Source organism: Limnohabitans lacus, assembly GCF_030053395.1.
GTDB lineage: Bacteria > Pseudomonadota > Gammaproteobacteria > Burkholderiales > Burkholderiaceae_C > Limnohabitans_A > Limnohabitans_A lacus.
The window spans coordinates 1-25,376 of record NZ_JASGBH010000011.1; the positions used below are offsets into that span (position 1 = coordinate 1).

The 25,376-nt window shown below is 62.4% G+C and carries 22 protein-coding genes; 8 read left to right on the forward strand and 14 right to left on the reverse strand.

Annotated features, from left to right (window positions below; translation table 11 throughout):
* Window positions 1-259: 259 nt before the first annotated feature.
* The 9 genes from QLQ16_RS13770 to QLQ16_RS13810 form a co-directional block, all read right to left on the reverse strand.
* Window positions 260-976, reverse strand: a complete 717-nt coding sequence (locus tag QLQ16_RS13770; RefSeq protein ID WP_283225241.1) for a response regulator — start codon at window positions 974-976, stop codon at window positions 260-262.
* A 238-nt stretch (window positions 977-1,214) separates the two neighbouring features.
* The gene (locus QLQ16_RS13775) at window positions 1,215-2,372 is read right to left on the reverse strand and encodes an acyl-CoA dehydrogenase family protein (protein WP_283225242.1); all 1,158 of its coding nucleotides are present in this window, start codon (window positions 2,370-2,372) and stop codon (window positions 1,215-1,217) included.
* Window positions 2,369-4,366 carry an acetyl/propionyl/methylcrotonyl-CoA carboxylase subunit alpha gene (locus tag QLQ16_RS13780; RefSeq protein ID WP_283225243.1) on the reverse strand — a complete coding sequence of 666 codons (1,998 nt, stop codon included), beginning with the start codon at window positions 4,364-4,366 and terminating at the stop codon, window positions 2,369-2,371. The genes QLQ16_RS13775 and QLQ16_RS13780 overlap by 4 nt, the downstream gene beginning before the upstream one ends.
* Window positions 4,363-5,169 (reverse strand): enoyl-CoA hydratase/isomerase family protein, encoded by an 807-nt coding sequence (locus QLQ16_RS13785; protein WP_283225244.1) that lies wholly within the window; start codon window positions 5,167-5,169, stop codon window positions 4,363-4,365. Before QLQ16_RS13785 ends, QLQ16_RS13780 begins: the two co-directional genes overlap by 4 nt.
* Window positions 5,166-6,338, reverse strand: a complete 1,173-nt coding sequence (locus QLQ16_RS13790; RefSeq protein WP_283225245.1) for an acyl-CoA dehydrogenase family protein — start codon at window positions 6,336-6,338, stop codon at window positions 5,166-5,168. Before QLQ16_RS13790 ends, QLQ16_RS13785 begins: the two co-directional genes overlap by 4 nt.
* Before the next feature lie 25 nt (window positions 6,339-6,363).
* Window positions 6,364-7,974, reverse strand: a complete 1,611-nt coding sequence (locus QLQ16_RS13795) for an acyl-CoA carboxylase subunit beta (RefSeq protein WP_283225246.1) — start codon at window positions 7,972-7,974, stop codon at window positions 6,364-6,366.
* The gene (locus QLQ16_RS13800; protein WP_283225247.1) at window positions 7,971-8,870 is read right to left on the reverse strand and encodes an SDR family oxidoreductase; all 900 of its coding nucleotides are present in this window, start codon (window positions 8,868-8,870) and stop codon (window positions 7,971-7,973) included. The genes QLQ16_RS13795 and QLQ16_RS13800 overlap by 4 nt, the downstream gene beginning before the upstream one ends.
* Window positions 8,867-9,523 (reverse strand): TetR/AcrR family transcriptional regulator, encoded by a 657-nt coding sequence (locus tag QLQ16_RS13805; protein WP_283225248.1) that lies wholly within the window; start codon window positions 9,521-9,523, stop codon window positions 8,867-8,869. Before QLQ16_RS13805 ends, QLQ16_RS13800 begins: the two co-directional genes overlap by 4 nt.
* 5 nt (window positions 9,524-9,528) lie before the next feature.
* Window positions 9,529-10,692: an acyl-CoA dehydrogenase family protein gene (locus tag QLQ16_RS13810; protein WP_283225249.1), complete on the reverse strand. Its 1,164-nt coding sequence runs from the start codon at window positions 10,690-10,692 to the stop codon at window positions 9,529-9,531.
* Between the two features lie 121 nt (window positions 10,693-10,813).
* Here QLQ16_RS13810 and QLQ16_RS13815 point away from each other — a divergent pair, with 121 nt between their 5' ends.
* Together QLQ16_RS13815 and QLQ16_RS13820 are read left to right on the forward strand one after the other, a co-directional pair.
* Window positions 10,814-12,019: an acetyl-CoA C-acetyltransferase gene (locus QLQ16_RS13815; protein WP_283225250.1), complete on the forward strand. Its 1,206-nt coding sequence runs from the start codon at window positions 10,814-10,816 to the stop codon at window positions 12,017-12,019.
* 22 nt (window positions 12,020-12,041) lie between these two features.
* Entirely contained in the window at window positions 12,042-14,195 is a 2,154-nt protein-coding gene (locus QLQ16_RS13820; protein WP_283225346.1) for a 3-hydroxyacyl-CoA dehydrogenase NAD-binding domain-containing protein, read from the forward strand.
* Window positions 14,196-14,225: 30 nt separating this feature from the next.
* Here the strand turns inward: QLQ16_RS13820 and QLQ16_RS13825 are convergent, their stop codons facing one another.
* Together QLQ16_RS13825 and QLQ16_RS13830 are read right to left on the reverse strand one after the other, a co-directional pair.
* On the reverse strand, window positions 14,226-14,579 hold the full coding sequence (locus tag QLQ16_RS13825) for a helix-turn-helix domain-containing protein (RefSeq protein ID WP_283225251.1): 354 nt from the start codon (window positions 14,577-14,579) through the stop codon (window positions 14,226-14,228).
* Between the two features lie 5 nt (window positions 14,580-14,584).
* Complete coding sequence (locus tag QLQ16_RS13830) at window positions 14,585-14,866, reverse strand: helix-turn-helix domain-containing protein (RefSeq protein WP_283225252.1); 282 nt, start codon at window positions 14,864-14,866, stop codon at window positions 14,585-14,587.
* A 268-nt stretch (window positions 14,867-15,134) separates the two neighbouring features.
* Between QLQ16_RS13830 and QLQ16_RS13835 the strand changes: the two genes are divergently transcribed.
* Window positions 15,135-15,491: a hypothetical protein gene (locus QLQ16_RS13835; protein WP_283225253.1), complete on the forward strand. Its 357-nt coding sequence runs from the start codon at window positions 15,135-15,137 to the stop codon at window positions 15,489-15,491.
* 37 nt (window positions 15,492-15,528) lie between these two features.
* On the opposite strand, the gene QLQ16_RS13840 is transcribed toward QLQ16_RS13835, so the two are convergent.
* The gene (locus QLQ16_RS13840) at window positions 15,529-16,476 is read right to left on the reverse strand and encodes a DMT family transporter (RefSeq protein ID WP_283225347.1); all 948 of its coding nucleotides are present in this window, start codon (window positions 16,474-16,476) and stop codon (window positions 15,529-15,531) included.
* 36 nt (window positions 16,477-16,512) lie between these two features.
* A complete protein-coding gene (locus QLQ16_RS13845) occupies window positions 16,513-17,151 on the reverse strand; it encodes a trimeric intracellular cation channel family protein (RefSeq protein ID WP_283225254.1) in 639 nt (212 codons plus the stop codon).
* Window positions 17,152-17,245: 94 nt separating this feature from the next.
* Here QLQ16_RS13845 and QLQ16_RS13850 point away from each other — a divergent pair, with 94 nt between their 5' ends.
* From QLQ16_RS13850 to QLQ16_RS13865, 4 genes are all read left to right on the forward strand, one after another.
* Entirely contained in the window at window positions 17,246-17,659 is a 414-nt protein-coding gene (locus QLQ16_RS13850; RefSeq protein ID WP_283225255.1) for a hypothetical protein, read from the forward strand.
* Window positions 17,660-17,746: 87 nt separating this feature from the next.
* Window positions 17,747-18,817, forward strand: coding sequence for an efflux RND transporter periplasmic adaptor subunit (locus QLQ16_RS13855; protein ID WP_283225256.1), 1,071 nt, complete (start codon window positions 17,747-17,749; stop codon window positions 18,815-18,817).
* The gene (locus QLQ16_RS13860) at window positions 18,814-21,930 is read left to right on the forward strand and encodes an efflux RND transporter permease subunit (RefSeq protein WP_283225257.1); all 3,117 of its coding nucleotides are present in this window, start codon (window positions 18,814-18,816) and stop codon (window positions 21,928-21,930) included. The genes QLQ16_RS13855 and QLQ16_RS13860 overlap by 4 nt, the downstream gene beginning before the upstream one ends.
* Entirely contained in the window at window positions 21,927-23,165 is a 1,239-nt protein-coding gene (locus tag QLQ16_RS13865; protein WP_283225258.1) for a TolC family protein, read from the forward strand. The genes QLQ16_RS13860 and QLQ16_RS13865 overlap by 4 nt, the downstream gene beginning before the upstream one ends.
* 10 nt (window positions 23,166-23,175) lie before the next feature.
* Here the strand turns inward: QLQ16_RS13865 and arsA are convergent, their stop codons facing one another.
* Entirely contained in the window at window positions 23,176-24,930 is a 1,755-nt protein-coding gene (arsA, locus tag QLQ16_RS13870; protein ID WP_283225259.1) for an arsenical pump-driving ATPase, read from the reverse strand.
* Window positions 24,931-25,049: 119 nt separating this feature from the next.
* Between arsA and QLQ16_RS13875 the strand changes: the two genes are divergently transcribed.
* The gene (locus QLQ16_RS13875) at window positions 25,050-25,376 is read left to right on the forward strand and encodes an ArsR/SmtB family transcription factor (protein WP_283225260.1); all 327 of its coding nucleotides are present in this window, start codon (window positions 25,050-25,052) and stop codon (window positions 25,374-25,376) included.

The window sequence follows — 25,376 nt, forward strand, 5'->3', positions numbered from 1 at the left end:
GCCGGAACATGCGTCCTGCCCACAGGTGCCGACGGTGTCGGCGTTGAGACCCTGTCCCCGATCAATTCAGGTGGGGGAGTTTGAGGTGGCCATAAGTGGGGGAATTTGGGTGGCCATCAGGGATCAGAGTCTTCCTGCAACCATCCAAATTTTCCGGCAAGCACTCACAAGTGAGTGGCTCAATGCATTCTTATCGGGCGTAGCAGCAGTTTCGACAGCAGTGAAAAAATCTTGAGCATCACTTGCGTTTGTTAAAAATTCAGCATTCCGAAGAATTGAACTTTGCGATGGCTTGACGCTGATTGGAAACGTTGAGCTTCCGGTACATGTTCCGGATGTGTGTTTGTATGGTGGAAAGTGATATGCGCATCTGGTCAGCGCAAGCTGCATAGCTGTTTCCGATAGAGAGTAAGCGCAGCAGCTCCAATTCACGCGGCGTCAGATTCGATTTTTTTCTATCAGTTGCCGCTATCGGCGACCCTGCCAGCCGAAATAGATGCCTTGTAAGTGATGAGCAGACTGGGTGTTGACCTTGCATCACTTGAATGATCGAGTCCTGAAGGAAGATCTCGTCTATGCCCTTGGTGAGGTAACCATGCGCACCTGCTCGAATGGCGGATAGAAATTTCCCTTCATCGGTAACGCCGGTGATCACCAGGATTGGCAAGTTGGGAAAGTGTCTACTGGCCGCCGCGATCAGCTCAATACCAGATAGGTCTGGCAGATCGATGTTTATCAGTGCAAGGCTGATGCACGGTCCTTGTTCGCTGAGGGCTGCCAATGCGCTCAATCCGTCTGGCGTAGTGTTGAGCTGCCAAATGCCGTCCAAATTCCTCAGCACGCGTTCAATGGTTGCTCGGAAGAAGGCATCATCATCAATAAGCAAGACTGAATAAGAATCTGGGTTAGTCACAAATTTCAGTGAATTATTTTTCTTATATTTATTATTTTTCAAAAGAATGAATTTGAAAATCACATGAAAATGCTACCCTGCAATTTTCGAAGGAGAAAATTGAAAAAATCGTTAAATTCTATTGCGTGGAAATGCCCTTTTTGCCTTGTAAAAAGGACCTGTCTGGTGGTTGCAAAGCAATGTGAGGTGCGGAAACTGTTTGCAGAGTGTCGAGCTACTTAATGGACGACCCGTATCTGTAATGCGGCTTCTCGATGACACTGCCAACATAAGAGCAAATGGTGGGGAAATCCCACCCAGTTCAGATGCCCATTTGTTTGGCCGCCAGCTCTTTCATGATCTCTTCGGCGCCGCCGCCAATCATCATCACCTTGACTTCGCGGTAAACCCGCTCGCTCACGGTGCCCCGCATGAAGCCCATACCGCCCAGCATTTGCACAGCCGCATCGGCGCAAAACTGCATGGTTTGGGTGGCGTGGTTTTTCAAGAGACAGACTTGCGCCACCCACTCGGCACCGGTCTGCCCTGCATCGGCTTGCTGCGTCACGGCATCCACCCAGGCTTGGGTGGACGAGATGCGCATTTGCATGTCCATGAGTTTGTGGCGGACCACTTGGCGCTCGACCAAGGCCGCGCCAAAGGTCTGCCGTTGGCGTGACCAATCCAATGCTTCGTCAAAGCAAGCCTGCGAAAAACCCAGGGCCATGGCCGACATGGCCAGGCGCTCGCCGTTGAAGTTGCCCATGATCATCTTGAAGCCTGCGCCTTCGTCGCCTAAGCGGTAACGCTGCGGCACGCGCACGCCCTCAAAGCGCAGCTGCGCCGTGTCCGAGCTGTGCCAGCCCATTTTGTGCAGTCGCGTGCGCGAGATGCCGGGCGTGTCACCCGGCACCACGACCATCGAGATGCCGCTCGCGCCCTTGCTGGCTGCATCGGTGCGCACGGCCAGCGTGATCCAGTCGGCACGCAGGCCCGAGGTGATGAAGACCTTTTCGCCATCGATCACATAGTCGGCGCCGTCGGCACGCGCCGTCGTGCGCAAGCTGGCCACGTCCGAGCCGCCTCCCGGTTCGGTGATGGCCAAGGCCGCGATGCGCTCACCGCGCAGCACAGGCGGCACCACCTCGGCTTGCAACGCGTCACTGCCATGCGCCATGACGGGCGGCAAGCCGATGTTGTGTGAGAACAGGCTGGCCATCACGCCACCGCTGCCGCCGTAGCGCGCCAGTGTTTGTGACAGCAGGTTGCGCGCACGCCAAGGCGCGGGCGTGCCGCCCAGGTGTTCGGGGTAGCCCAGGCCCAGCAAGCCCAGCTGCGCGGCTTGGGTGTACAGCGAGCGGTCAAATTGACCGGCTTCTTCCCAAGCCGCCACATGGGGCGCGATGGCCTGCTTGGCAAAACGCTCGACCGTGGTGTGCAGGCTTTGCAGGTCTTCGCTTGTGAAATCAGTGTCGTTCATGTGGCCTCCTGCCATTGCACCAGCACCTGTCCGGGGCCCACTTGCTGGCCTGCCGACACCGGCACGCAGTGCACCACGGCGTCGCGTGCTGCGGTCAGGGTGTGTTCGAGCTTCATGGATTCGATGACCAGCAGCGCGTCACCTTGTTTGACGCTGTCCCCCTCACGCACATGCAGCGCGATGAGCTTGCCATTGAAGGGCGCCCGCAGCATTGTGGCCGCTTGTGCGTTGGGGCCGCTGGCCGGGGCGCTGTGGCTTTGGTCGCTCAGCCAGAGCTCGGCGTGGTGTGGGCCTTGCACTTGCACATGCCAACGCTCAGGCGTGCCGCCTGTGTGGGCTGCTTGCACTTGCCAATGCTCACCGTTCAGGTTGATCCGCAGCGCGTGGTGAACCGAGCCACTTTGGTCTGTGGTGGGGGCATGTTGGATCTGTGCTGTGTATGTGTCATCGCCTTGGTGCACCCGCACCTGACCTTGTCCAAGTTCATGCACCGCCGCTTGCCAAATGTTGGCCTGGCCCGCAAAGCCCAAACGCACCGGACGCGCAAAGGGGCTGGCCATGTGCTGCGCGGGCGGGTGTTGGGCATACAGCACCGCGAGCGCGGCCACGGTCTGTGCATCGGCGCTGGCATGCAAGCGCTCGCGCACGGTGTCGACCTGCTCGGCCAGGAAAGGAATCAAAGCATCACCGGCGCGGAATATCGGGTGCTGAATACACGCAGCCAAAAAAGCGCGGTTGGTGGGCAGGCCCAGCACGGCGGTCTGATTCAGGCCCGCGCACAGGCGGTCGATGGCTTCGGCGCGTGTGGGCGCGTGGGCGATCAGTTTGCCCAGCATCGAATCGTAGTGCGGCGTGACCACGCTGCCCATCTGCAAGGCGTGGTCAAAGCGCAAACCCTCAGGCGCTGCAAAGGCCAACACGGTGCCGGTTTGTGGCGTGAAGTGTTCGTCTTCGGCGCACAGCCGAACCTCGATGGCGTGGCCTTGACAGCGCACATCGGCTTGCGCCAGCGGCAGCGGCTCGCCACGTGCGATGCGCAGTTGCCACTCCACCAAGTCGAGCCCGGTGAGCATCTCGGTCACCGGGTGTTCCACCTGCAGCCGTGTGTTCATCTCCATCAAATAAAAAGGCTTGTCACTTTGCGCTTCGTCCAGCAAAAACTCCACCGTCCCCGCGCCCACATAGCCCGCTGACTGGGCCAGTGCCACGGCGGCCTGCCCGAGCTGCTCGCGCAGCGCAGCATCCACGGCCGGGCTGGGTGATTCTTCGATGATTTTTTGGTGACGGCGCTGCACCGAGCAATCGCGCTCACCCAGGTGGATGCAGTGGCCGTGGCTGTCGGCCATGATCTGCACCTCGATGTGACGGGGCCTGAGCAAGGCGCGTTCCACCAACAAGTCGCCGTTGCCAAACCCGGCCAGCGCTTCAGACCGCGCACTGTGCAGCGCGGGCAGCAGCTGCGCCATGTCGGTCACCAAGCGCATGCCGCGACCGCCGCCCCCGGCCACGGCTTTCACCATCAGCGGCAGGCCCAGCTGCTTGGCTTGTGCCGTGAAGGTGGCATCGCTTTGGTCCGCACCCAAGTAGCCCGGCAGGCAAGGCACGCCATGCCGCAGGGCCAGCGCTTTGGCGGCCGACTTACTGCCCAGGGCGCGGATGGCCTCGGGTGGAGGCCCGACCCAGGTCAGGCCTGCGTCGATCACGGCTTGCGCGAACTCGGCGTTCTCGCTCAGAAAACCATAACCCGGGTGCACCGCATCGGCACCCGTGTCGCGCGCCGCTTTCAGCAGCTTTTCGATGCGCAAATAGGAGTCGGCCGACAGCGTGCCGCCCAGGGCCACCGCGGTATCGGCTTCGTGCACATGCAGGGCGCCCTGGTCAGCGTCTGAATACACTGCCACCGTTGCAATGCCCATGCGCTGTGCGGTGCGGATCACGCGGCGGGCAATCTCGCCCCGGTTGGCGATCAGCAGGCGAGAGACCTGGGGGTTCATGCCTTTTCCTTGTCAGAAAGTGTCCAGGGTGCAGGCTGCCTGCGCGCAAACGCGGCCAGGCCCTGCGCGGCCTCGGCGCTGCGCAGGCCTTGGGCAAACGCTTGGGCTGCGGCATCGCGCAGGTCGGGTACAGGGCCACGCAGTTGCCGAAGCAGTTGTTTGGTGCTGGCCACCGCGCCGGGTGCTGCGCGCATCAGGCGCGTGAGTGTTTTTCCCCACGCAGCATCGTTTTCCTCATCGATGACCTCGTTCACCAAGCCCACTTGCATCGCTTGCGCGGCGCTGTAGCTCAGGCCTTGCAGCAAGCATTGCCGCGCCGCGCTCTCGCCCAAGCGCTGCCACACAAAAGGCGCAATCTGCGCTGGTGGCAAGCCCAGTGTGACCTCGGGCGTGCCCAGCACCGAACGGGCTGTGGCCACCACATGGTCGGCGCAGCACACCAAACCAAAACCGCCGCCCATGGCCGCACCATCGACCCGGCACACCAACAGTTGGGGCATGGCGCACAGCGCGTGCAGCAGGTCCCCAAAGCGGCGGTTCATGGCCAGCAGCGGGTCGGTTTGCCCGTCTTGCAAGGGCTGGCCAATCAGGCTGGCAAAGCCGCCCAAACTGCCGCCCGCACAAAAGGCCCCGCCGGCACCGGTCAGCACCACAATCCGCAGCGAGGCGTCTTGTGCGGCCCGCGCACAGGCTTGGATCAAGCCGTCCACCACCGCATCGCTCAAGGCGTTGCGCGTGGCCGGGTCGTTCATCGTCCAGGTCTCGACAGCGCCCTGGCGCTCGATCAATAAAGTGCTGCTCATTTTTGGGGCCGCTTGGCAATGCCCATCATCTTGGACAAGATGCCCAGCATGACTTCGTCCGCGCCGCCACCGATCGAGGCCAAGCGGCCATCGCGGTACATGCGCGAGACCTTGTTCTCCCAAGTGAAGCCCATGCCGCCCCAAAACTGCAGGCAGGTGTCGGGCACGGTGCGGTTCAGTCGTCCGGCTTTGAGTTTGGCCATGGTCGCCCATTCGGTCACGTCTTCGCCAGCGATGTAATGCTCGCAGGCCTGGTAGGTCAGGGCACGCAGGCATTCCACCTCGGCTTTGAGTTCGGCCAGCTTGAACTGCACCCACTGCTGGTCGGCCAGCGTGCTGCCAAACAACTTGCGCTCTTGCGCCCACTCCACCGTCCACTGGATGCAGTTGGTCAGTGACTGCAGCGTGCTGGCCGCGCACCACAGGCGCTCTTCTTGGAACTGCTGCATCTGGTAGATGAAGCCTTGGCCTTCAGCGCCGATGCGGTAGCGCTGCGGCACCCGCACTTCGTCGAAATAAATCAGGCCGGTGTCGCTGCTGTTCATGCCGATTTTTTTGATCTTCTTGCCCACCTCGATGCCGGGCAGCAGCTTGCCGTTTTCGCGCATGGGCACCATGACCAGGCTCTTGTTTTTGTGGATCGCCCCCTCGCCGGTGTTGACCAGCATGCACATCCAATCGGCCTGCAGGCTGTTGGTGATCCACATTTTTTGACCGCTGATCACGTAGTCGTCACCGTCCTTGCGCGCCACGGTTTTGATGCCTGCCACATCGCTGCCCGCGCCGGGCTCGCTCACGCCAATGCAGCCCACCATGTCGCCTGCAATGGCTGGGGCCAAAAATTGCGCGCGCAATTCGTCGCTGCCAAAGCGTGCCAAGGCGGGTGTGGCCATGTCGGTCTGCACGCCAATGGCCATGGGGATGCCGCCACAGTCGATGTGCCCCAGCGCCTCGGCCATGGCCATGCTGTAGGAATAGTCCAGGCCCGCGCCGCCATAGGCCTCGGGCTTGGTCAGACCCAAGAGGCCCAAGTTGCCCATCTTCTTGAAGACCTCATGCGCAGGGAAAATCTCGGCCGCCTCCCACTCGTCCACATGGGGGTTGATCTCGGTCTCGATGAAACGCTTGAGCGTGTTCTGGATCTCGCGGTGCTCGTGGGTGTATTGCATGGTGTGTCTCCGAGGGGTTGATGTTTCACATGCGGGCCACGCCAAAGGGCATGGCGCGGGGCTGGCGGGCTGCGGCCTCGCTGCAGGTGTCGAGGCAAAAGCTCAGCACGCTGCGGGTGTCACGCGGGTCGATCACGCCGTCGTCCAGCACCAGGCCGCTGGTGTAGAAAGCGTCGGCTTGCGCTTCAAACAGGGCCACGATTTTGTCGAACTGGGCCTGCATCTTGTCGGGGTCGGGTGTGATGCCTTTGCGGGCCATGCCCGCCTCGGCCACGATCTGCATGGTGCGTGCGGCTTGCTCGCCGCCCATCACGGCGGTCTTGGCACCCGGCCAGCTGAACAGAAAGCGCGGTGCATAGCCGCGCCCGCACATGCCGTAGTTGCCCGCGCCAAACGAGGCCCCACACTGGATGGTGATTTGCGGCACGGTTGCACCGGTCACGGCCTGGATCATCTTGGAGCCGTGTTTGATCATGCCGCCTTGTTCGCTGTCTTTGCCCACCATGTAGCCGGTGGTGTTTTGCAAGTAAACGATGGGGTGGCCCAGCTGGCACATCCACTGGATGAAGTGTGTGGCCTTGTTGGCACCGGCCACGTCGATCGGCCCGTTGTTGCTGATGATACCTACCGCATGCCCGCCGATGCGGGCTTGCGCACACACCGTGGCCGCGCCAAACAATGGTTTAAATTCCAGAAAATCCGAATCGTCCACCAGCCGCAAGATGACTTCGCGCATGTCGATCGGTTCGCGGTGGTGGGCGGGCATCAGGCCCAGCAGCTCTTCGGCGTCCAGGCGCGGGGGCTTGCCTTGTCGTTGCGCTGTGCGCGCAGTCCAGTCCCAACGCGCCACCACATCACGAGCCGTGCCCAGCGCGTGGCGGTCGTCTTCGCACAGGTATTCACCGAGGCCCGACACGCTGGTGTGCATCTCGGCCCCGCCCAGTTCCTCTTCACTGGCCACTTCACCGGTGGCCGCTTTGAGCAGGGGCGGCCCCGCCAGAAAAGCCCGCGAGCGGCCACGCACCATGATCACTGTGTCAGACAGGCCCGGCATGTAGGCCCCGCCTGCGGTGCCCGAGCCGTGTTGCACGGTGAGCACTGGCAGGCCTGCTGCCGACAATCGGGCCAGGTTGCGGAACAGGCTGCCGCCCAGCACAAAGCCTTCGACCTTGTACTGCATCAAATTGGCCCCGGCGCTTTCGACCAGGTGCACAAAAGGGAGTTTGTTTTCCAGGGCCAGCTCTTGCACGCGCAAGATCTTTTCCAGGCCCCGCGCCTGAATGGCCCCGGCCTCGATGCCCGAGTCGCTGGCCACCACCATGCAGCGCACGCCGTTGATGAAACCGATGCCCGCGATCATGCCGCCGCCGGGCACCGACTTGGCTGGGTCAGGTGTGTCCTGCATGAAGCCTGCCAGCGCACACAGCGGCAAGAAGGGCGCACCCGGGTCCAGCAGCAAGGCCACACGCTCACGCGGCAGCAACTGCCCGCGTTTGTCGAACACGGGTTTGGATTGGGCTGAGGCCTGCGCGGCCCGCTCTTGCAAGGCCTGCCACTGCGCCAAGCGGGCCAGCGCCGCTTCTCGCCGCTGCTGGGCCACAGGGCTGTGCGGGTTCCAGGTGGATTCAAAAGTCATTGGAAAACCTTGGGTGTGACGGCTCGGTGAAAGCCGTCAAAGGCTTTGACGGCGTCGCGTGTTTGCACATCGGGCTTGGCCACACCTTGTTGCCAGCCCATCCGCATTTGCGGGCGGGCACCGTCCACACGCAGCACGGTGCCGCTGATGAAGCTGGCAGCGGGCGAGAGCAAGAACACAATCGCCGCCGAAGTCTCTGCTTCGGTGCCAAAGCGGCCTTGCGGCACCGTGTTGCGCATTTCGCGCAGCATGTCTCCCGCTTCGGGTGGGTAGTGGTCCATGCCGCTGCTGGCGATGTAGCCCGGGGCCACGGCATTCACGCGCACGCCCTTTGCGGCCCATTCCAGCGCGGCCGTTTCGGTGAAGCTGACCATGCCCGCCCGCGCGGCGCCGCTGTGGCCCATGCCGGGCATGGAGCCCCACATGTCGGCCACGATGTTGACCACCGCGCCGCCGTGTGTGTTCATGCTCTGGTTGAAGCATTCCCGCGCCACCAAAAAGCCACCCGTCAAGTTGGTGTCGATGACCGCTTGCCAGCCTTTGGCGCTGGTGCTGGCCAGGGGTGAGATGTATTGCCCGCCTGCGTTGTTGACCAAGCCGTGGAGGCGGCCGTGCTGCTGCACGATTTGCGCCACCATGGCTTGGACATCGTCTTCGCGCCGGATGTCGCAGCTGTGCCAACTCGCTTGGCCACCGTCGCCAGTGATCTCTTGCGCTGTGGCGGTCAGTTTGTCGGGGTTGCGGCCCACCAGCACGACGTGTGCGCCCAGGCTGGCCAGCTCGTGTGCGGTGCAGCGGCCAATGCCCGAGCCGCCACCGGTGACCACGATCACTTGCCCTGCCAGCAAGCCGGGGGAGAAAACCGATTGGTAAGTGCTTGCAGGCGATGGGCTCATGGTTTGTCTCGTAAAAAAAGTTGCAAGGCGGTGTCGGTCAACTCGTCCAGCGAGGCGCGTGTGGCCCGGCTGTTTTTGCGCGCAGGTTCGTACCACTGCACCGACCAGTTGAGGGCACCAAAAATCATCAAGCGCGCCAGGCCCACCGGTGCTTGCAGTTGCCCCGCGTCGTGCAGGGCTTGCAGCACCGGGATCCAGGCGGCCTCGTAGTCGTCTTTGAGTTCGGTGATGGCTTTGCGTTGCGCGGGGGCGAGTGATCGCCACTCGTAGAGCATCACCGGAATGAAATCGCTGTCGGGGCCCAGCAGCACATCGAAGTGGTGGCGGATCAGTTGGCGCAGGCGCTCGCGGGCGCTCTGGCCGGGGCTGGCTTGCCCGCAGGCGGCCATTTGCCGCGCAATGGCTTGCTTCATGCCCTCGACCATCACGGCCAGCAAAAGGTCTTGTTTGTTGCCAAAGTGGTAGAATGGCGAGCCCGACTGCATGCCCACTTGCGTGGCGATCTCGCGGGTGCTGGTCGCGTCGTAACCTTGGCGCTTGAACAGCTGCGCCGCCGCCGAAATCAGCGCTTGGCGGCGGTTGCCGTCGTCTCGCTCGCCCTCGGTCTTTTTGGGGCGACCACGTGCGCGTTTGGGTTCGGCCAGTTCGCTCATGCGTTTCAGCGCCCCGCCAAACCCATGCTGCGCGAAATCACTTCTTTCATGATCTCGTTGGTGCCGCCGTAGATGCGTTGCACGCGGGCGTCGGCATAGGCGCGTGTGATGGGGTATTCCCACATGTAGCCATAGCCGCCGTGCAGTTGCACGCATTCGTCCATCACCTTGCATTGCAAATCCGAGCACCAGTACTTGGCCATGCTGGCCGTGGCGGTGTCGAGCTTGTCTTGCAGCAGCAGTTCAGAGCACTTGTCCACAAACACGCGGGCCACCTGCACCTCGGTCTGCAATTCGGCCAAGGTGTAGCGGGTGTTTTGGTAGTTGCCCACGGCTTGGCCAAACACCTTGCGGTCTTTCACGTATTGCACCGTCCAGTCGATCGCACCTTGCGCAGCGGCAATGCCGCCAATGGCGATTTGCAGGCGCTCCCAAGGCAGCTGCTCCATCAGACAAATAAAGCCCTTGCCCTGCATGGTCGTGCCGCCCAGCAGTTGGTCGGCGCTGACCTTGACGTTGTCAAAGAACAGCTCGGAGGTGTCTTGTGCTTTGAGGCCCAGTTTTTTCAAGCGCTTGCCTTTTTCAAAGCCGGGCATGCCGCGTTCAATAAGGAACAAGCTAGTGCCCTTGGCGCCTGCGGCCGGGTCGGTCTTGGCGACCAAGATCACCAAGTCGGCGTGCCAGCCGTTGGTGATGAAGGTCTTGCTGCCGTTGATCAAATACGTGCCGTCTGCTTGCAAGAGCGCCGTGGTTTTGACGCCCTGCAAGTCGGAGCCCGCCGCCGGCTCGCTCATGGCGATCGCGCCCACCATCTCGCCACTGGCCAGCTTGGACAGGTACTTTTGTTTTTGCGCTTCGGTGCCGTAATGCAGGATGTAAGGGGCGACGATTTCGCTGTGCAGGCCGTAGCCAATGCCGCTGAAACCAGCGCGTGAGAGTTCCTCCATCTGCACCACCGAATACAGCTTGTCGGCATCTGAGCCGCCATAGGCCTCGGGCAGGGTCATGCACAAAAAGCCGTTGTCACCGGCCTTGTTCCAGACGGCGCGGTCCACATAGCCTTGCTCTTCCCAAGCGTCGTGGTGGGGGGCGATTTCCTTGTCCATGAAGCGGCGAAAGCTGTCGCGGAAGGCTTCGTGGTCGGCGTTGAAAAGCGTGCGTTCGATCATGGCTGTCACCTGTTGGACTGAAGGGTTTGATTTATACAAAGCGTTTGCTTGGTAAAAGTCTATACTGATTGAAAACCCCCGCAACACAGGGCAAACCCCCTGATGACCCCCAGGAGACAGCATGAGCGAAGCATTTGTTTATGACGCCATACGCACCCCGCGTGGCAAGGGCAAAAAAGACGGCAGCCTGCACGAAGTCAAACCGATCAGCCTCCTGAGCGGTGTGCTGCGCGAACTGCAAAGCCGCAACGACCTGGACACCGCTGCGGTGGACGATGTGGTCATGGGCGTGGTCTCGCCCATTGGCGAACAAGGCTCGGTCATCCCCAAAGTAGCCGCGCTGGCGGCGGGTTGGGACTGGCGCTGCTCGGGCGTGCAGCTCAACCGCTTTTGCGCCTCGGGTCTGGAGGCGGTCAACACCGCGGCCATGAAGGTGCGCAGTGGCTGGGAGGACCTGGTCGTGGCCGGTGGCCTGGAAAGCATGAGCCGCGTGCCGATTGGCTCGGACGGCGGCGCTTGGGCACAAGACCCCGAGACCAACAGCGCCACGCTGTTTGTGCCCCAAGGCATCGGCGCCGACCTGATCGCCACCATGAGCGGTTTCAGCCGTCACGATGTGGATGCCTTTGCGGTGGAGTCACAAAAGCGTGCCACGGCCGCACGTGCGGCGGGCTACTTTGACCGCTCGGTCGTACCGGTCAAAGACAAGCTGGGCCAGGTCATCCTGGCGCAAGACGAATTCATCAAGCCGGGCACCACAGTGGAAACACTGGGCGGCCTCAAAGCCTCGTTTGAGCAACTGGGCGCCATGGGCTTTGACGCGGTGGCCTTGCAGCGTTACCCGCAGGTCGAGCGCATCCACCATGTGCACCACGCGGGCAACTCGTCCGGCATTGTGGACGGTGCGGCGGCGGTGCTCATCGGTTCGGAAGCCGCAGGTAAAACACACGGCCTCACACCTCGCGCCCGCATCGTGTCGGTGGCCTTGTCGGGGGCTGACCCGACCATCATGCTGACAGGCCCCATGCCCGCCGCGCGCAAGGCGCTGGCCAAGGCGGGTCTGACGATTGACCAGATCGATTTGTTCGAAGTGAACGAAGCCTTTGCCGCTGTGCCCATGAAGTTCATGCAAGAGATGGGTGTGCCGCACGACAAAGTGAACGTGAACGGTGGCGCGATCGCCATGGGCCACCCGCTTGGGGCTACGGGCGCGATGATTTTGGGCATCTTGATTGACGAGCTGCACCGCCGCAAGCTGCGCTACGGCTTGGCCACTTTGTGTGTGGGCGGCGGCATGGGCATTGCCACCATCGTTGAACGCGTTTGACCGGGGAGACAGCACCATGATTTTGAAAACACTGCGCTACGAACTGGCCGACGGCATCGCCACCATCACCTTTGACGAGCAGGGCTCGCCGGTCAACACCATGTGCCTGCAATGGCAGGCTGATCTGGCCCAGGCGGCCGAGCAAGTGGCCAAAGACAAGGCGGCATTGAAAGGCGTCATCCTGGCCTCTGCCAAGTCGACCTTTTTTGCGGGGGCCGACCTCAAGGGCGTGATGCGCTCCCAAGCCTCAGACGGCCCGCGTGTCTTTGCCGACATCGAAGGCATCAAGAAGGCTTTCCGCACCATTGAAACCTTGGGCGTGCCCGTGGTCAGCTGCCTCAATGGCTCGGCCCTGGGCGGCGGCTGGGAAGTGGCCTTGATCGGCCACCACCGCATCGCCACCGCCAACCCCAAAACGCAGTTTGGTTTGCCCGAAGTCACGCTGGGTTTGATCCCTGGCGGTGGTGGCATCACCAAAATGACGCGCCAGTTGGGTTTGCTGGCCGCGCAGCCCTATGTGCTGGAGAGCAAACTCTTTGGCCCCGAAGAGGCACAAGAGTTGGGCCTGGTGCACGAGATCGTGGCCAGTGACGACGAGTTGCGCCCCCGCGCTTTGGCGCACATTGCTGCAAGCCAAGGCCAGCCCGAAGCGGCCCAACACCTGTGGGACCGCAAGGACTACAAAATGCCCGGCGGCACGCCCAGCAACCCCAAGATCGCGGGCATGCTGAGTGTGGCCCCGGCCGTGCTCAAGCAAAAAACACGCGGCCTTTATCCAGCACCCGAAGCGGCGCTGGCCGCCATGGTCGAAGGCGCGATGGTGGACTTTGACACCGCCATGCGCATCGAAAGCCGTTACCTCGCAGGTCTGATGACCAGCCAGGTGGCGCGCAACATGATCAACACCTTCTTCTTCAACATGAACAGCATCAAGGGTGGCCAAAGCCGCCCCAAAGCTGCACCGCGCTACAAGCCCCAAAAAGTGGGCATCTTGGGCGCGGGCATGATGGGCTCGGGCATTGCGTATTCACAAGCCAGCCGGGGCATCGCCACGGTGCTCAAAGACGTGAGCTTGGAAGCCGCTGAAAAAGGCAAGGCCTACAGCCACAAGCTCACGCAAAAACGCGTGGACAAAGGCCGCATGGCGGCGGACAAACAAGCGGCTTTGTTGTCACTCATCCAGCCCACCGCCAGCGCCGCAGACCTCAAGGGCTGCGACCTGATCATCGAGGCCGTGTTTGAAAACCGCGAACTCAAAGCCCGTGTCACGCAAGAGGCCGAGCCCATGCTCGCCGAAGGTGGTTTCTTTGCCAGCAACACCTCCACCTTGCCCATCAGCGGCCTGGCCACGGCCAGCGCCAACGCGAATAAATTTGTCGGCATCCACTTCTTCAGCCCGGTGGACAAGATGCAGCTGGTGGAGATCATTCGCGGTGCACAGACCGACGACGAAACCATCGCCCGTGCCTACGACTACGTGCAGGCGCTGGGCAAGCTGCCGATTGTGGTGAACGACTCGCGCGGCTTTTACACCAGCCGCACCTTTGGCACCTTTGTGATGGAAGGCGCGGCCATGCTGGGCGAGGGCATCCCCGCCCCCGTGATCGAAAACCTGGCCATGCAAGTGGGCATGCCCGTGGGCCCGCTGGCCGTGCTGGACGAAACGGCGCTGTCGTTGTCGGTGCATGTGCTGGACCAAACCCGCGAAGACTTCGCCAAAGAAGGCAAAACCCACACCGCCACACCCGGCGAGTTGCTGGTCGAGCGCATGGTCAAAGAGCTCAAGCGCCCCGGCCGCGCCGCAGGCGGTGGTTTTTACGACTACCCCGCAGGGCAGAAAAAAGTGCTGTGGCCCGAACTCAAAACCCGCTTTGAAAAAGCGGATGTGGCCTACAACCCGCAAGACATCAAAGACCGTCTGCTGTACCGCCAAGCCGTGGAGACCGCCCGCTGCCTGCAAGAGGGCGTGCTGACTTCGGTGCACGACGGCAACATCGGCTCCATCTTCGGCATTGGCTTTCCGGCCTGGACGGGTGGGGCGCTGCAGTTCATCTACGGCCAAGGGGTGGATGCGTTTGCCAAGCGGTGTGCTGAATTGGCGGCGTTGTATGGGGCGGGTTTTGCGTTGACAGCCGATGTGCTTGCCAGCTTGAAGCAGCACCAACCGGTGTATTGAAACCCTCCGAGCGCAGTGCCAGCGCTGCGCTCAGCTTTTCAAAGCCAGTGCCATCGCATCGCTCATGCGTTCGAAATGGGCGATGGTCAAAGGGGTGGCCGCCAGGTATTTGGTGCGGTGGTCCGAAGGGTGCTGCTCGAACCTGAGCAAGCCCCAATCGCGCAAGCGCTTGAGCCGTTTGTGCAAGGTGGCTGGTGAGCCCTGGTGTTGCAGTGCCAGTGCCTCGCTCACGGTGTAGGGGCGGGCTTCAAAGTGGCGCAGCGCCACGTCTTCCAGCAAATGCATCTCGGGCGGGGTCAGGTCTTTGCCGTTGGGGCTGATTTGCACACCTTGCACCAACTTCAAAAATCGGATGTACAACTGCGCGCCAGAGACGGTATCCATCGAGGTCATTTTTTACGACCTGTAAGGGGTGGTGTGCGTTCAGCCAGCAAATCGGCCACACTCACATTGAGGTAGTTGGCCAATTTGAGCAAGGTGTCGAGGCTGGGATTGGTCTTGGCCCTTTCGATCTTGCTCATCATGGTCCGATCGATGCCTGCGGCCCATGCGCATCTTTCTTGCGACAGTGGTTTTTCAGGCGGGGGGACCTTCAATGCACGGTAATGGCGGACGTTGTCCGCAAGCGCGTCGCGGAGTTGTTGGGGGGTGGTGTTTCGAACTGCAAACATGGTTTGAGTGTTCTTTTTAGTGGCTTCAAAAGCTACAGTCCATTCATCAACGGGTATAGAAGCCACGGCTTTTGATCTGTTTCTTGTGGTTCACCTTCCTTAAGAATTACTTGTCGTGAACAAGTGTGTTCTGTCGTACGGTGATCGGTGAAGCTTCATTGAAAAATCCAACGCATCCCGAGAAACACGGGAGGTCATTTGACCGATGCGCGATCACCGGCATGCCATGGGGCATGTGAGCGATGAGCCATCTGACCTGGAGATGGCGATGAAACAACTTTGGATCGGCGCTTTGTGCGGTGCCATCGGCAGCTGTCAGGCCTATGACGGTTTGAGCAGTGAACTCAGCCATGCGGCAGGCGGCGCCTTGTTGGCAGGCGCCGTCACGAATTACGTCAGCGACTCCGAAAACCGTGCGTGGATCGGTTTTGCCCTCAGCACGGCAGGCATTGTGATTTCAGAAGCACACCAGATGTCCAAGGGGGCCAAGCACTCCAGCTCGATGCTCGACATCGCCTCGCACGCCGCCGGTGCGGCGCTGGGGGCATGGTGGACCGACAAATATTATTTGACGCCCATCATCGGCCGCCACTCTGTGGGGCTGGTGGTGTGGCATCCTTTTTGATGAAACGCTTGCAAACGGCACCCATGAAAGACCGATATCAACCTCGCACCGGCTTGACCCGCACCCCAGCGATGACGCCCACCACCAGCAAGGCCATACCTGCCAGCGTCAGCGGTTCGGGCCAGTGGCCGCGCAGCGCAAAGGCGTAGGCCAGTGCCGCCAAAGTCTCGAACACGATGAGCTGCCCGGCCAAGGCCGTGGGCAGGCGCTGGCTGGCGGCGTTCCAGCACAGGGTGCCCAGCCAGGAGGCGAACAAACCGATGGCCAACATCAAGCCCACAAACGCCAGGGGCTGTGGGCCCAGCGGCATGGGGAACGCCGAGCCGCTTTGCGCTTGCCAAAGCCAAAACACCCCATAACCCAGCAATGACAAAGGCAAAGTGGCCAGGCCTTGTGCGGTGGCCCACACGCGCGGGTTGCGGTCGGGGTGGCTGCGCAGCCAGTCGGCGTTTTTGAGCGGGTACCAGGTCCAACAAGCCACCGCGCCCAAAGCCAACAACGCGCCGACGATGTAGCGCTGCTTGTCGGCTTGCGGGTTTTGCACCAGGGCTTGCCACTCCACATGGTTCACGCAGGCGATGCCCAGCAAGATGAGCCCCAGCGCCGGCGTCAGTTGCCGCCATGGCAAACGCCCGTCGCGCTGCTGGTGGAGCACATTGGCCGAGACCGCGATCACCACTGGCAGTGTGCCGATGATCATGGTGGGCAAGGCCCCGCCTGCGCGCTGGATGGCGCTGGCCAAAAACAGGTAATACAGCACATTGCCGATGGCAGCCAGCCGCAAGGCGGCCAACCAGTCTGCACGCGTCAAGCGGCGCAGCTCAGCGCGGTCAAACCAGGCCAGGGGCAGGGCGATCACGCCAAAGGCCAGATAACGCCCAAAGGTGTGCAGGGCCGCAGGGTACTCGGGCAGCATCAGTGGGCCGACAAACACCAGGCCCCACATCAAGCCCGCAGCCAAGGCAAACAAAATGCCACTGAGCATGGCGGGTGAACGGTCGCGCATGGCGGGCGGGCGTTGTCAGGTGCGCCAGGCGGGCAGCCGCCAGTTGCGCCAGACAGCCAACACGCGCAAACCCACCGTCACGGCCAAGCAGGCCAGCAGGGCCAGCCAGCCGGGTGCATCGATCTGCCACAAGCCCACATAGACCCAGCCGCCTGCAAAGGCGCAGACGGCATAAGGGCGGTGGTCCTTGAAGGCGGTGGGGATCTCGTTGCACACCATGTCGCGCAACACACCGCCAAACACCCCGGTGATCAGACCCATGAGCACGGCCACCACAGCGGGCATGAGCGCTTGCAGCGCATGGTGTACACCGGTGGCGGTGAACAGACCCAAGCCCAGCGCATCGGGCCAGAGGATGGCTTTTTCGGTCACTTCAAAATGGCGCTGGCGCATGAACAGCATGGCCAGCACGCACAGGGCCATCACGCCCCACAGCACTTCGACGTGTTGCACCCAAAAGAAGGGCCGCTGGTCCAGCAGCAAGTCGCGCAAAGTGCCGCCGCCAAAGGCCGCTAAAAAAGCCACCACGCACACACCGACCGCGTCCAGCTGTTTGCGTGCAGCCTCCATCAGACCCGACAGCGCAAAGGCCGCGGTGGCGGCCAGCTCCACCAGCAAGATCAGGGTCGCGCCCCAAGGTTGAATTCCGTCCATCAGGCCATTATCCGTGAGCCCTCTGCCTTTCGGTGTGGTGGCGCCGCGCTCCAGGTGTATGGCGCCCAGCGTTTTCGCAAATTACAATGAAACCGTGCCCAACCACTCCCTCATCGCCAGCCTTCGCCAAGGGGTCGTGATCGTCCTCATGGCTTTGCTCGCCCTCGCGCCCTTTTTGCATGGGCACTTGGGCGCCTCGCATGTGCGTGGTTTCCATGTGGATGGCATGGATGTGGCCCACAGCGCTTCGATGCAAGCGCCACCAGCATCGGCCTCGGTCCATGCGTGGGAGGACGAAGAGTCGCCTGCACTGGGGGTCTCGCTGTCTTTGCCGCACACGGGTGACGATGGGCCTTGGGTCATGGGCCTGCTGGGCTGGGTGTTGTGGGCTTGCTTGGCCCGGCCCGCGCACCAGCGCCGACTTCGGCAGCGCCCACTTTTTGCAGGGCCAGCACCCTGTGCCTACGAATCGGGCTGGCCGCCACCGGCCTTGGCACCGCCGCGCTGATTTTTCCAAAAGCCCTCGGCGCCACGCCGATGCCGCTCACCGCAAGCCGGTGATTTTTCCCTTTTCAGTTTTTCAGGAGAGTCGGCCATGTCCAGACTGCTCAACACTTTCGTCTTCACCGCCCTCAGTGCGTCGTCCATGGCTTGGGCGCAAGCTGTGCCCACCGAGTTGTGGCTCGATGCCCAGCAAAAGGCCGCCCTTGGTGTACGTGTCGCGCCCGTGCAGGTGGCATCGTCGGGCGTCATGCTCGCCTCGGCCACGGTGTCGGTGCCACCGGGTCGCGAGGTCACGGTGGCCGCGCCTTATGCGGGCGTGATCACGCGCATCGATGCCGGTTTGGGCGATGCGGTCAAAGCCGGTGCGCCGCTGGCCCAGTGGCGCAGTCCGCAATTGGCCGATACCCGCCGCCAGCTGCGCGAAGCCCAGCTGGACCTGCAAAACGCCCAAGCTGCGCTCTCGCGTGACCAGGCCATGCTGGCCGACGGCATCATCCCGGTGGCACGCTGGCAGCTCAGTCAAAACAAATTCTTGGCGGCCCAATCGGCACTGCAAGCCAAACAGGCGGAGCTGCACTCCTCGGGAGCGCCTGCCGGCGGTGCCGACGACGCCGGCGCCAGTTTGACCTCGCCCTTGAGCGGCAGCTTGGTGCAGACGCTGGTCAGCGTGGGGCAACGGGTGGAGGCGGGCGCGCCCTTGTTCAAGGTGGCCGACACGCGCCAGTTGCAGCTCGATGTGGTGCTCTCGCCCGACAAGGCGGCGCAGCTGCAAGTCGGCGATGCGGTCAGTGTGCCCTCGCGCAACGCGCGGGCCGTCTTGATCGGCATCAGCCGCGCGGTCGATGCGGCGCAGCAGGCCCAAGCCCGTGCGCGGGTCACCACACCTGGCACCTTGAGCGCAGGTGAAGTGTTGCCGGTGCAGTTGCACCCGGCCCGCGCCAGTGCCCCAGCGGCCTGGCAAGTGCCCGCCCGTGCGGTCATCTCGCACCAGATGCAAAGCTGGGTCATGGTGGCCAGCGCCAAAGGTTTTGTGCCCACGCTGGTGAAGGTTTTGAGCAGCAACGACGACCAGTCGGTGGTGACAGGCAGCTTGAGCGCTAAAAACCAGGTGGCCGTCACGGGCCTGGCTTCGCTGCGCGCCTTGATGCAAAAGGACGAATGAGCATGGACGCCTTGATCCGCTGGGCGCTGCGTTACCGCCACCTGAGCTTGTTGCTGGCCGCCATCTTGATGCTGGCCGGCGTGCAGGCCTGGCAGCAACTGCCGATTGACGCTTTCCCCGACATCTCGCCGACCCAGGCCAAGATCATCCTGAAGGTCCCGGGCATGACGCCCGAAGAGGTCGAGCAGCGCGTGGTCAAACCGATCGAGCAAGAGCTTTTGAGCATCCCCAAAAAGCGCATGGTGCGCTCGGTCTCCAAATACGGCATTGCCGACATCACACTCGACTTTGACGAAGGCGTGGACATTTACTGGGCGCGCCAGCAAGTGTCTGAACGCTTGAACGGCGTGATGGGCGACTTGCCTGCGGGCGTGAGCGGGGGGCTGGCGCCCATCACCACGCCGTTGTCCGAGCTGTACATGTTCACGGTGGAGGGCGAGAACTTTTCCTTGGCCGACAAGCGCCGTGTGCTGGACTGGACCATCCGCCCCGAGCTGCGCACCATTGCGGGTGTGGCCGAAGTCAACGCCCTGGGCGGTGAGGTGCAGACCTTTGAGGTGCTGCCCAAAACCGAACGCATGGCCGCCTTGGGCGTGAGCATGGCCAGCTTGCGCGAAACGCTGGCGGACAACAACAGCAACGACGGCGCAGGCCGCATGACCGCCGGTGAAGAATCGTTGGTGGTGCGGGTCGAAGGCGCGGTGAAAACACTGGACGACTTGCGGGCCATCCGCATCGAGCAGCCGCGCTCGGGCCAGAAAATTTTGCTCGACGATGTGGCCGTGGTGCGCCAAGGCGCGCTCACCCGCTATGGCGCGGTCACGCAAGATGGGCGCGGCGAAGCGGTCGAAGGCCTGGTGTTGGGTCTGCGCGGCGTGAATGCACGTGAGCTGGTCGATGCGATCGACCAAAAGATCAATGATCTGCAACAACGCCTGCCCGAGGGCATGTCGATCAAGACCTTCTACAACCGGGGCGAGCTGGTCTCGCGCGCGGCCAACACCGTGATCAAGGCTTTGGCCGAAGCCGCGGTGCTGGTCTGTGTGGTGCTTTATGTGTTCTTGGGTGGTTTGCGGCCCGCGCTGGTGGTGGCGGTGTCGCTGCCCTTGTCGCTGCTGGCCACTTTTTTGCTCATGCGCTACACCGGCATCACCGCCAACCTGATGAGCCTGGGCGGTTTGGCGATTGCGCTGGGCATGTTGGTGGACGCCTCGGTGGTGGTGGTGGAAAACGTGGAAACCCAGCTGGCCCATGCGCCGCAGGGCCACGATCTGACCCTCACCGAGCGGGTGCTCCACGCGGTGCGCGAAGTGCTCAAGCCGGTGGGGGCTGGGGTGCTCATCATCTGCGTGGTGTTCTTGCCGCTGCTCACGCTGCAAGGGCTGGAGGGCAAGTTGTTTTCACCGGTGGCGCTGACCATCATCATGGCTTTGTCGGCTTCCTTGCTTTTGGCTTTTACGGTGGTGCCAGCGCTGGCGTCTTTGGTGCTCAAGCCGCAAGCCGCGCACGAGCCGTGGGTGATGGTTCAGCTGCTGCGCACCTATGTGAAGTGGCGCGACGCCAGCTGGCGGCATCCGCGCTGGCTGGTGGGTGTGGCGCTGGCTTCGCTGGTGCTGGCCGCAGGTCTGTACACCCAGATCGGCAAGACCTTCATGCCCACGCTGGACGAAGGCGACATCCTGGTGCAGTTGCAAAAAACGGCGTCCATCTCGCTCGAGGCCTCGATGGACATCGACACCCGTGTGCAACAAGCGATTTTGGCCAAAGTGCCCGAGGTCAAGTCGGCCATCGCGCGGGTGGGCTCCGACGAGTTGGGCCTGGACCCGATGGGCCTGAACGAGACCGACACTTTCTTGGTGCTCCAAGCCAAAGACACCTGGCGCGGCAGCAAGGAAGACATCATCGCTGCGCTGCGCGAAGTGCTTGAAGGCTTTCCGGGCTTGGTCTATGGCTTCACCCAGCCGATCGAGATGCGGATCTCGGAGATGCTCACCGGCACGCGGGGCGATGTGGCGATCAAGCTGTTTGGGTCGGACTTGGCGCAGCTGTCCAAAACCGCGCAGCAGGTGGCCGAGGCGGTGCGCAAGACCCCAGGCGCTGCCGAGGTGATCGCGCCCAAAGCCGAAGGCATGCAGTACCTGAGCGTGCGCATGAACCGCCACACCGTGGGGCAGGCCGGCATGAGCGTGGCCCAGGTGCAGCAGGCCCTGCGCCAACAACTCGAAGGCGAGACCGTGGGCCATGTGCTGGACCGTGGCATCCGCACCGCGCTCACTTTGCGGGGCAACGACACGGTGCGCAGCAGCCCCGAGGCCTTGCGCAATTTGCCCATCACCGCGCCCGATGGCAAGGCTTGGCCAGCCAGTGCGTTGGCTGACATTCAGGCGGGGGACGGCCCGATCCGCATCGACCACGAGCTGAGCCAACGCTTGACGACGATTCAAGTCGCGGTCGAAGGCCGCGACCTGACCGGCTTTGTGGCCGATGCCCAGCAAGCCGTGGCGGCGCTGGGCTTGCCCAAAGACATCCAGGTGGTGTGGGGCGGTCAGTTTGAAAACCAGCAACGCGCAGCGGCCCGCTTGAGCGTGGTCATCCCCGCAGCCATGGGCCTGATCTTTTTGATCCTCACCTTCACCTTCGGCTCGGTGGTGCAGGCGGGCATCATCTTTTTGAACATCCCGTTTGCGCTGGTGGGCGGTGTGGTGGCCTTGGCGGTGTCGGGCCAGTACCTGTCGGTGCCGGCTTCGGTGGGCTTCATCGCTTTGCTGGGCATTGCGGTGCTCAACGGGGTGGTGATGGTCACCCATTTCAACGAACGCCTGCAAAACGGCGAGGCCTTGGCGCAAGTGGTGCGCCTGGGTGCCGAGCGCCGTTTGCGGCCTGTGCTGATGACGGCGCTGATCACCGCGCTGGGCATGATCCCTTTGCTGTTTGCCACGGGGCCAGGCTCGGAGATTCAAAAACCGCTGGCCATTGTGGTCACGGGCGGCTTGATCAGTTCCACCGCTTTGACCTTGTTGCTCTTGCCCTTGATCTTTGAGCGTTGGGGCGCCTTGGGCAGCCTGGCCGATGTCTGGGCGCAAATCCGCCAACCCCGAAGGAGTGCCGCATGAAACAGCTTTTGACGATGTGCCTTTGGGCTGCCGTCTGCCTGAGTGCGCAAGCGCAAGACGGCTTGGCGCTGTGGTTGCCACCGGCCGATCGGGTGCAGACCCTTGTGAAAAACAGCCACGGCATTTTGGCCGCGCAATCGCAGCAGGCGGCCCAGTTGCAAAAGGCCCGTGCCACCGAGGCGGGCGCTGGTGAGTTCAACCTGCGCATGAGCCAGCAAAGTCGCCGCGCCATCGACCCAGGAGGCCGCTTCAACGAACAGTTGCTGAGCCTGGAGCGCCCGGTGCGCTGGTGGGGCAAGGCGGGGCTGGATGCCGATCTGGCCGAACAAAGCCGCAAGGTGGCGGGCATTGGCTATGCCGACGCCTTGCACGAGGCCAGCCGCGAGCTGATGCGCCAATGGTTTGCGCTGCACCAGCTGGCGCTGGCCCGCGATGGGGCTCAGGTGCAAGCGCAGTTGTCGCAAGCGCTGCACCGCCAAGCGCAGCTTCGTTTGAAGCAAGGCGACATCTCGCAACTGGACGCGAGCTTGGCGCAGGCCGAGCTGCAGCGGGCACAAGCCGCCCAGGCCGTGTCGCAAGCGCAGTGGACGGCCGCGTGGGCGCAAGCGCAAAAACGCTACCCCGGTTTGCCTGAGCCGGTCTGGCCCCAAGCGTCAAGCGAAGTGCCAGATTTGCCCGCCCTGCAGCCGCTGCTGCAAGAGTTTTTGCAGAACCACCACGAACTGAATTTACACCGCGCCGAAGTGCAGCGCCTGCGCTTGCTGGCCGAGCGCTTGGGCCGCGACCGCCTGCCCGATCCGGTGCTGGGGGTGTACGCGGCGCGTGAGCGTGCTGGGGCCGAGCGCATCGTGGGCGTGTCGCTGGGCTTTGCCTTGCCGGGCACCGCCAGGCAGGCTCACGCCGCGGCGGCACTGGCCGAAGCGAACCAGCTCGAAGAGCAGGTGCAGCAGATGACGCTGGACTTGGGTTCGGCTTTTGAAGCGCGGTGGTGGAGCTTGAATTTGCAAAGGCAAGCCGTGACCGGCTTGCAGGCGGCGGCCGGCACCCAGGCCAAAGCCGTGCAGCAATCGACCAAGGCCTTTGCCATGGGCGAGCACAGCATGACCGAGCTGATCCAGAACCGCCGATTGGCGCAAGAGAGCTTTCGCGAGAGTCAAAAACTGCAGCTGGAATTGGTCGAAAGCTGGGCCCTGATCAACCTGGACCTGCACCGGATCTGGGACTTCGACGAGTGAGCCACTGAGCTCAGGTGTGCAAGATCGCCTGCAGGGCTGGCACACCCACCGGTGGGGTGGCTTGAAAGGGGATGGAAAACCATTGCTTGGCCAGCCCCTTGTCGATCCGCGCGATTTGCCGGACCTCGCCTTGCACCCGTGCGGCCAGCAAAGGGTCTTGTGTGTGAGCGGCCCACACCGATCGGTTGAGTACCCAGGCATAGGGTTCGATGTGCGCACGGCGAAGGTCTTCTTGCAAGGCGGCCGCCTGCGACACGGGTGTCACTTCGGGCAGGGTGACCAAGATGATTTGGGTGTACTTGGGGTCTTGCATCCGCATCAAAGGTGTCACCACATTCACCGAGGTGCCGGTCTGCTTTTCGAAGCTGCTCATCATCTGGCGGTGGTAGGCGCCTGCGGCATCCATGAGCAGCAAGGAGTGTCCGGTGGGGGCAGTGTCCAAGACCACAAAGCCACTGCGTGCCTGGGCCACGATGTGTGAGAAAGCATGGAACACCGCGACTTCTTCGGTGCAGGGTGACTGGAGGTCTTCCAGCAGCAAGGCCTTTTCATCGGCATCGAGTGCCGCGCCTTTACTGGCCATGATTTTGTCAATGTAGCGCTGGGTTTCCGCTTTGGGGTCGATGCGGCTGAGCTGCAGGTCTGGCACCTGTGCTTGCAAGGTTTGCGCCAGATGGGCCGCGGGGTCAGTGGTGCTCAGGTGCACCTTTTTGCCGCGCGCCACCAAGCCCAAAGCCAGTGCCGCTGCGACCGTGGTTTTGCCCACACCGCCTTTGCCCATGACCATGATCAGGCCATGGTCCTGACGGGACAGTTGATCTACCAAGGCGCTCAGCGGCGGCGCGGTCATCGGCTGCGTTGCGGTGTGGGTCGCGCTGGCCATGGGCGGTGCATGCGAGAGCAGGGCCCTCAAGGCGGGCAGGCCCACGTTGTCCAGCGCACGCAGTGGCACTTGGTCTTGTGGCAAGACCTTTAAAGCCTCGGGCATGAGGGCCAAGGCGTCTTGGCCTTGTGCTTGCACCGCCTGGGCCACCGCGTCACCGGGCATGCTGGCATGGAACACGCCATTGATGACCAAACGCTGGTGGGACAAACCCAGCGCTTGCAGTTCGGTGCTGGTTCTGGCGGCTTCGGCCAAGGCGCTGCTTTCAGGGCGGGCAACCAGCACCACGCAGGTCTGAGCGGGGTCGCTCAGGGCCACCAAGGCTTGGTTGAAGCGTGCTTCTTGCATCTTCAGGCCCGAGTGCGGCCCCAGGCACGAAGCGCCTTGGTCGTTGCCCGCCAAAAATCCGCTCCAGGCTTTGGGCAGGCTGAGCAAGCGCAGGGTGTGGCCACTGGGCGCAGTGTCGAAAACAATGTGGTCGTAGGGGCTGTTTTTGTCGGCCAGCCAAGATGAAAACTCATCGAACGAGGCGATCTCGGTGGTGCATGCGCCCGACAGCTGCTCGGTCACCGTGGTGCGTTCCAAAGCGGTGGCATCAGGGCCCATCTGCGCGATCACGCGTTGGCGGTAGACCCTTGCCGCATCGTCGGGGTCGATGTTGATCAAGTCCAAGCCCTGCACACCAGGCACCGCCAGCGGTTGGTTGCTCAGCGTCATGTTCAGCATTTCATCCAGGTTCGATGCGGCATCCGTGCTCACCAGCAGGACCCGTCTGCCCGCATCCGCCAAGGCGATGGCGGTGGCCGTGGCGATCGATGTTTTGCCAACGCCCCCTTTGCCTGTGAAAAAAAGAAACCGGGTTGGGTGACTGAACCATGTCATGGCTGAACCTTTGAAAAATGCGGATACTTTTGACAATTTACGCGTGTGTTCGGCGTGCCACTGTGCGTTGCATCAAGCACGGTCATGAAACAGTCACATATTTCCATTACAGTCGAAATATGGAAGAAAAACACGTCATCCAAGCTTTGGCCGCCTTGGCGCAGCCCAACCGCTTGCAGATCTTCAGGTCATTGGTCGTCAAAGGCCCTGATGGCCTGACCCCAGCCATGCTGGCCGAGTCCATGGGCTTGCCGGCCAACACGCTTTCGTTTCACCTCAAAGCGTTGATGCATGCGGACCTGATCACCCAGGAGCGCAGTGGGCGCCACCTGATCTACCGGGCCCAGTTCCACCGCATGCAGGCCGTGTTGGCCTTCCTGACCCAAAACTGCTGCCAAGGCGCTGACTGCGAAGTCTCGTCGGGCACGCTTTGCACCACTTGTTAA

Excerpts from the sequence above, each read along its gene's own strand:
- QLQ16_RS13805 (WP_283225248.1), bottom strand. The coding sequence starts at position 9,523 with ATGAGCGAACTGGCCGAACCCAAACGCGCACGTGGTCGCCCCAAAAAG.
- QLQ16_RS13785 (WP_283225244.1), bottom strand. The coding sequence starts at position 5,169 with ATGAGCAGCACTTTATTGATCGAGCGCCAGGGCGCTGTCGAGACCTGG.
- QLQ16_RS13845 (WP_283225254.1), bottom strand. The coding sequence starts at position 17,151 with ATGGACGGAATTCAACCTTGGGGCGCGACCCTGATCTTGCTGGTGGAG.
- arsA (WP_283225259.1), bottom strand. The coding sequence starts at position 24,930 with ATGACATGGTTCAGTCACCCAACCCGGTTTCTTTTTTTCACAGGCAAA.
- QLQ16_RS13860 (WP_283225257.1), top strand. The coding sequence starts at position 18,814 with ATGAGCATGGACGCCTTGATCCGCTGGGCGCTGCGTTACCGCCACCTG.
- QLQ16_RS13875 (WP_283225260.1), top strand. The coding sequence starts at position 25,050 with ATGGAAGAAAAACACGTCATCCAAGCTTTGGCCGCCTTGGCGCAGCCC.
- QLQ16_RS13830 (WP_283225252.1), bottom strand. The coding sequence starts at position 14,866 with ATGTTTGCAGTTCGAAACACCACCCCCCAACAACTCCGCGACGCGCTT.
- QLQ16_RS13800 (WP_283225247.1), bottom strand. The coding sequence starts at position 8,870 with ATGAGCCCATCGCCTGCAAGCACTTACCAATCGGTTTTCTCCCCCGGC.
- QLQ16_RS13825 (WP_283225251.1), bottom strand. The coding sequence starts at position 14,579 with ATGGATACCGTCTCTGGCGCGCAGTTGTACATCCGATTTTTGAAGTTG.
- QLQ16_RS13810 (WP_283225249.1), bottom strand. The coding sequence starts at position 10,692 with ATGATCGAACGCACGCTTTTCAACGCCGACCACGAAGCCTTCCGCGAC.
- QLQ16_RS13865 (WP_283225258.1), top strand. The coding sequence starts at position 21,927 with ATGAAACAGCTTTTGACGATGTGCCTTTGGGCTGCCGTCTGCCTGAGT.
- QLQ16_RS13780 (WP_283225243.1), bottom strand. The coding sequence starts at position 4,366 with ATGAACCCCCAGGTCTCTCGCCTGCTGATCGCCAACCGGGGCGAGATT.
- QLQ16_RS13835 (WP_283225253.1), top strand. The coding sequence starts at position 15,135 with ATGAAACAACTTTGGATCGGCGCTTTGTGCGGTGCCATCGGCAGCTGT.
- QLQ16_RS13790 (WP_283225245.1), bottom strand. The coding sequence starts at position 6,338 with ATGCAATACACCCACGAGCACCGCGAGATCCAGAACACGCTCAAGCGT.
- QLQ16_RS13855 (WP_283225256.1), top strand. The coding sequence starts at position 17,747 with ATGTCCAGACTGCTCAACACTTTCGTCTTCACCGCCCTCAGTGCGTCG.
- QLQ16_RS13840 (WP_283225347.1), bottom strand. The coding sequence starts at position 16,476 with ATGCTCAGTGGCATTTTGTTTGCCTTGGCTGCGGGCTTGATGTGGGGC.
- QLQ16_RS13795 (WP_283225246.1), bottom strand. The coding sequence starts at position 7,974 with ATGACTTTTGAATCCACCTGGAACCCGCACAGCCCTGTGGCCCAGCAG.
- QLQ16_RS13775 (WP_283225242.1), bottom strand. The coding sequence starts at position 2,372 with ATGAACGACACTGATTTCACAAGCGAAGACCTGCAAAGCCTGCACACC.
- QLQ16_RS13815 (WP_283225250.1), top strand. The coding sequence starts at position 10,814 with ATGAGCGAAGCATTTGTTTATGACGCCATACGCACCCCGCGTGGCAAG.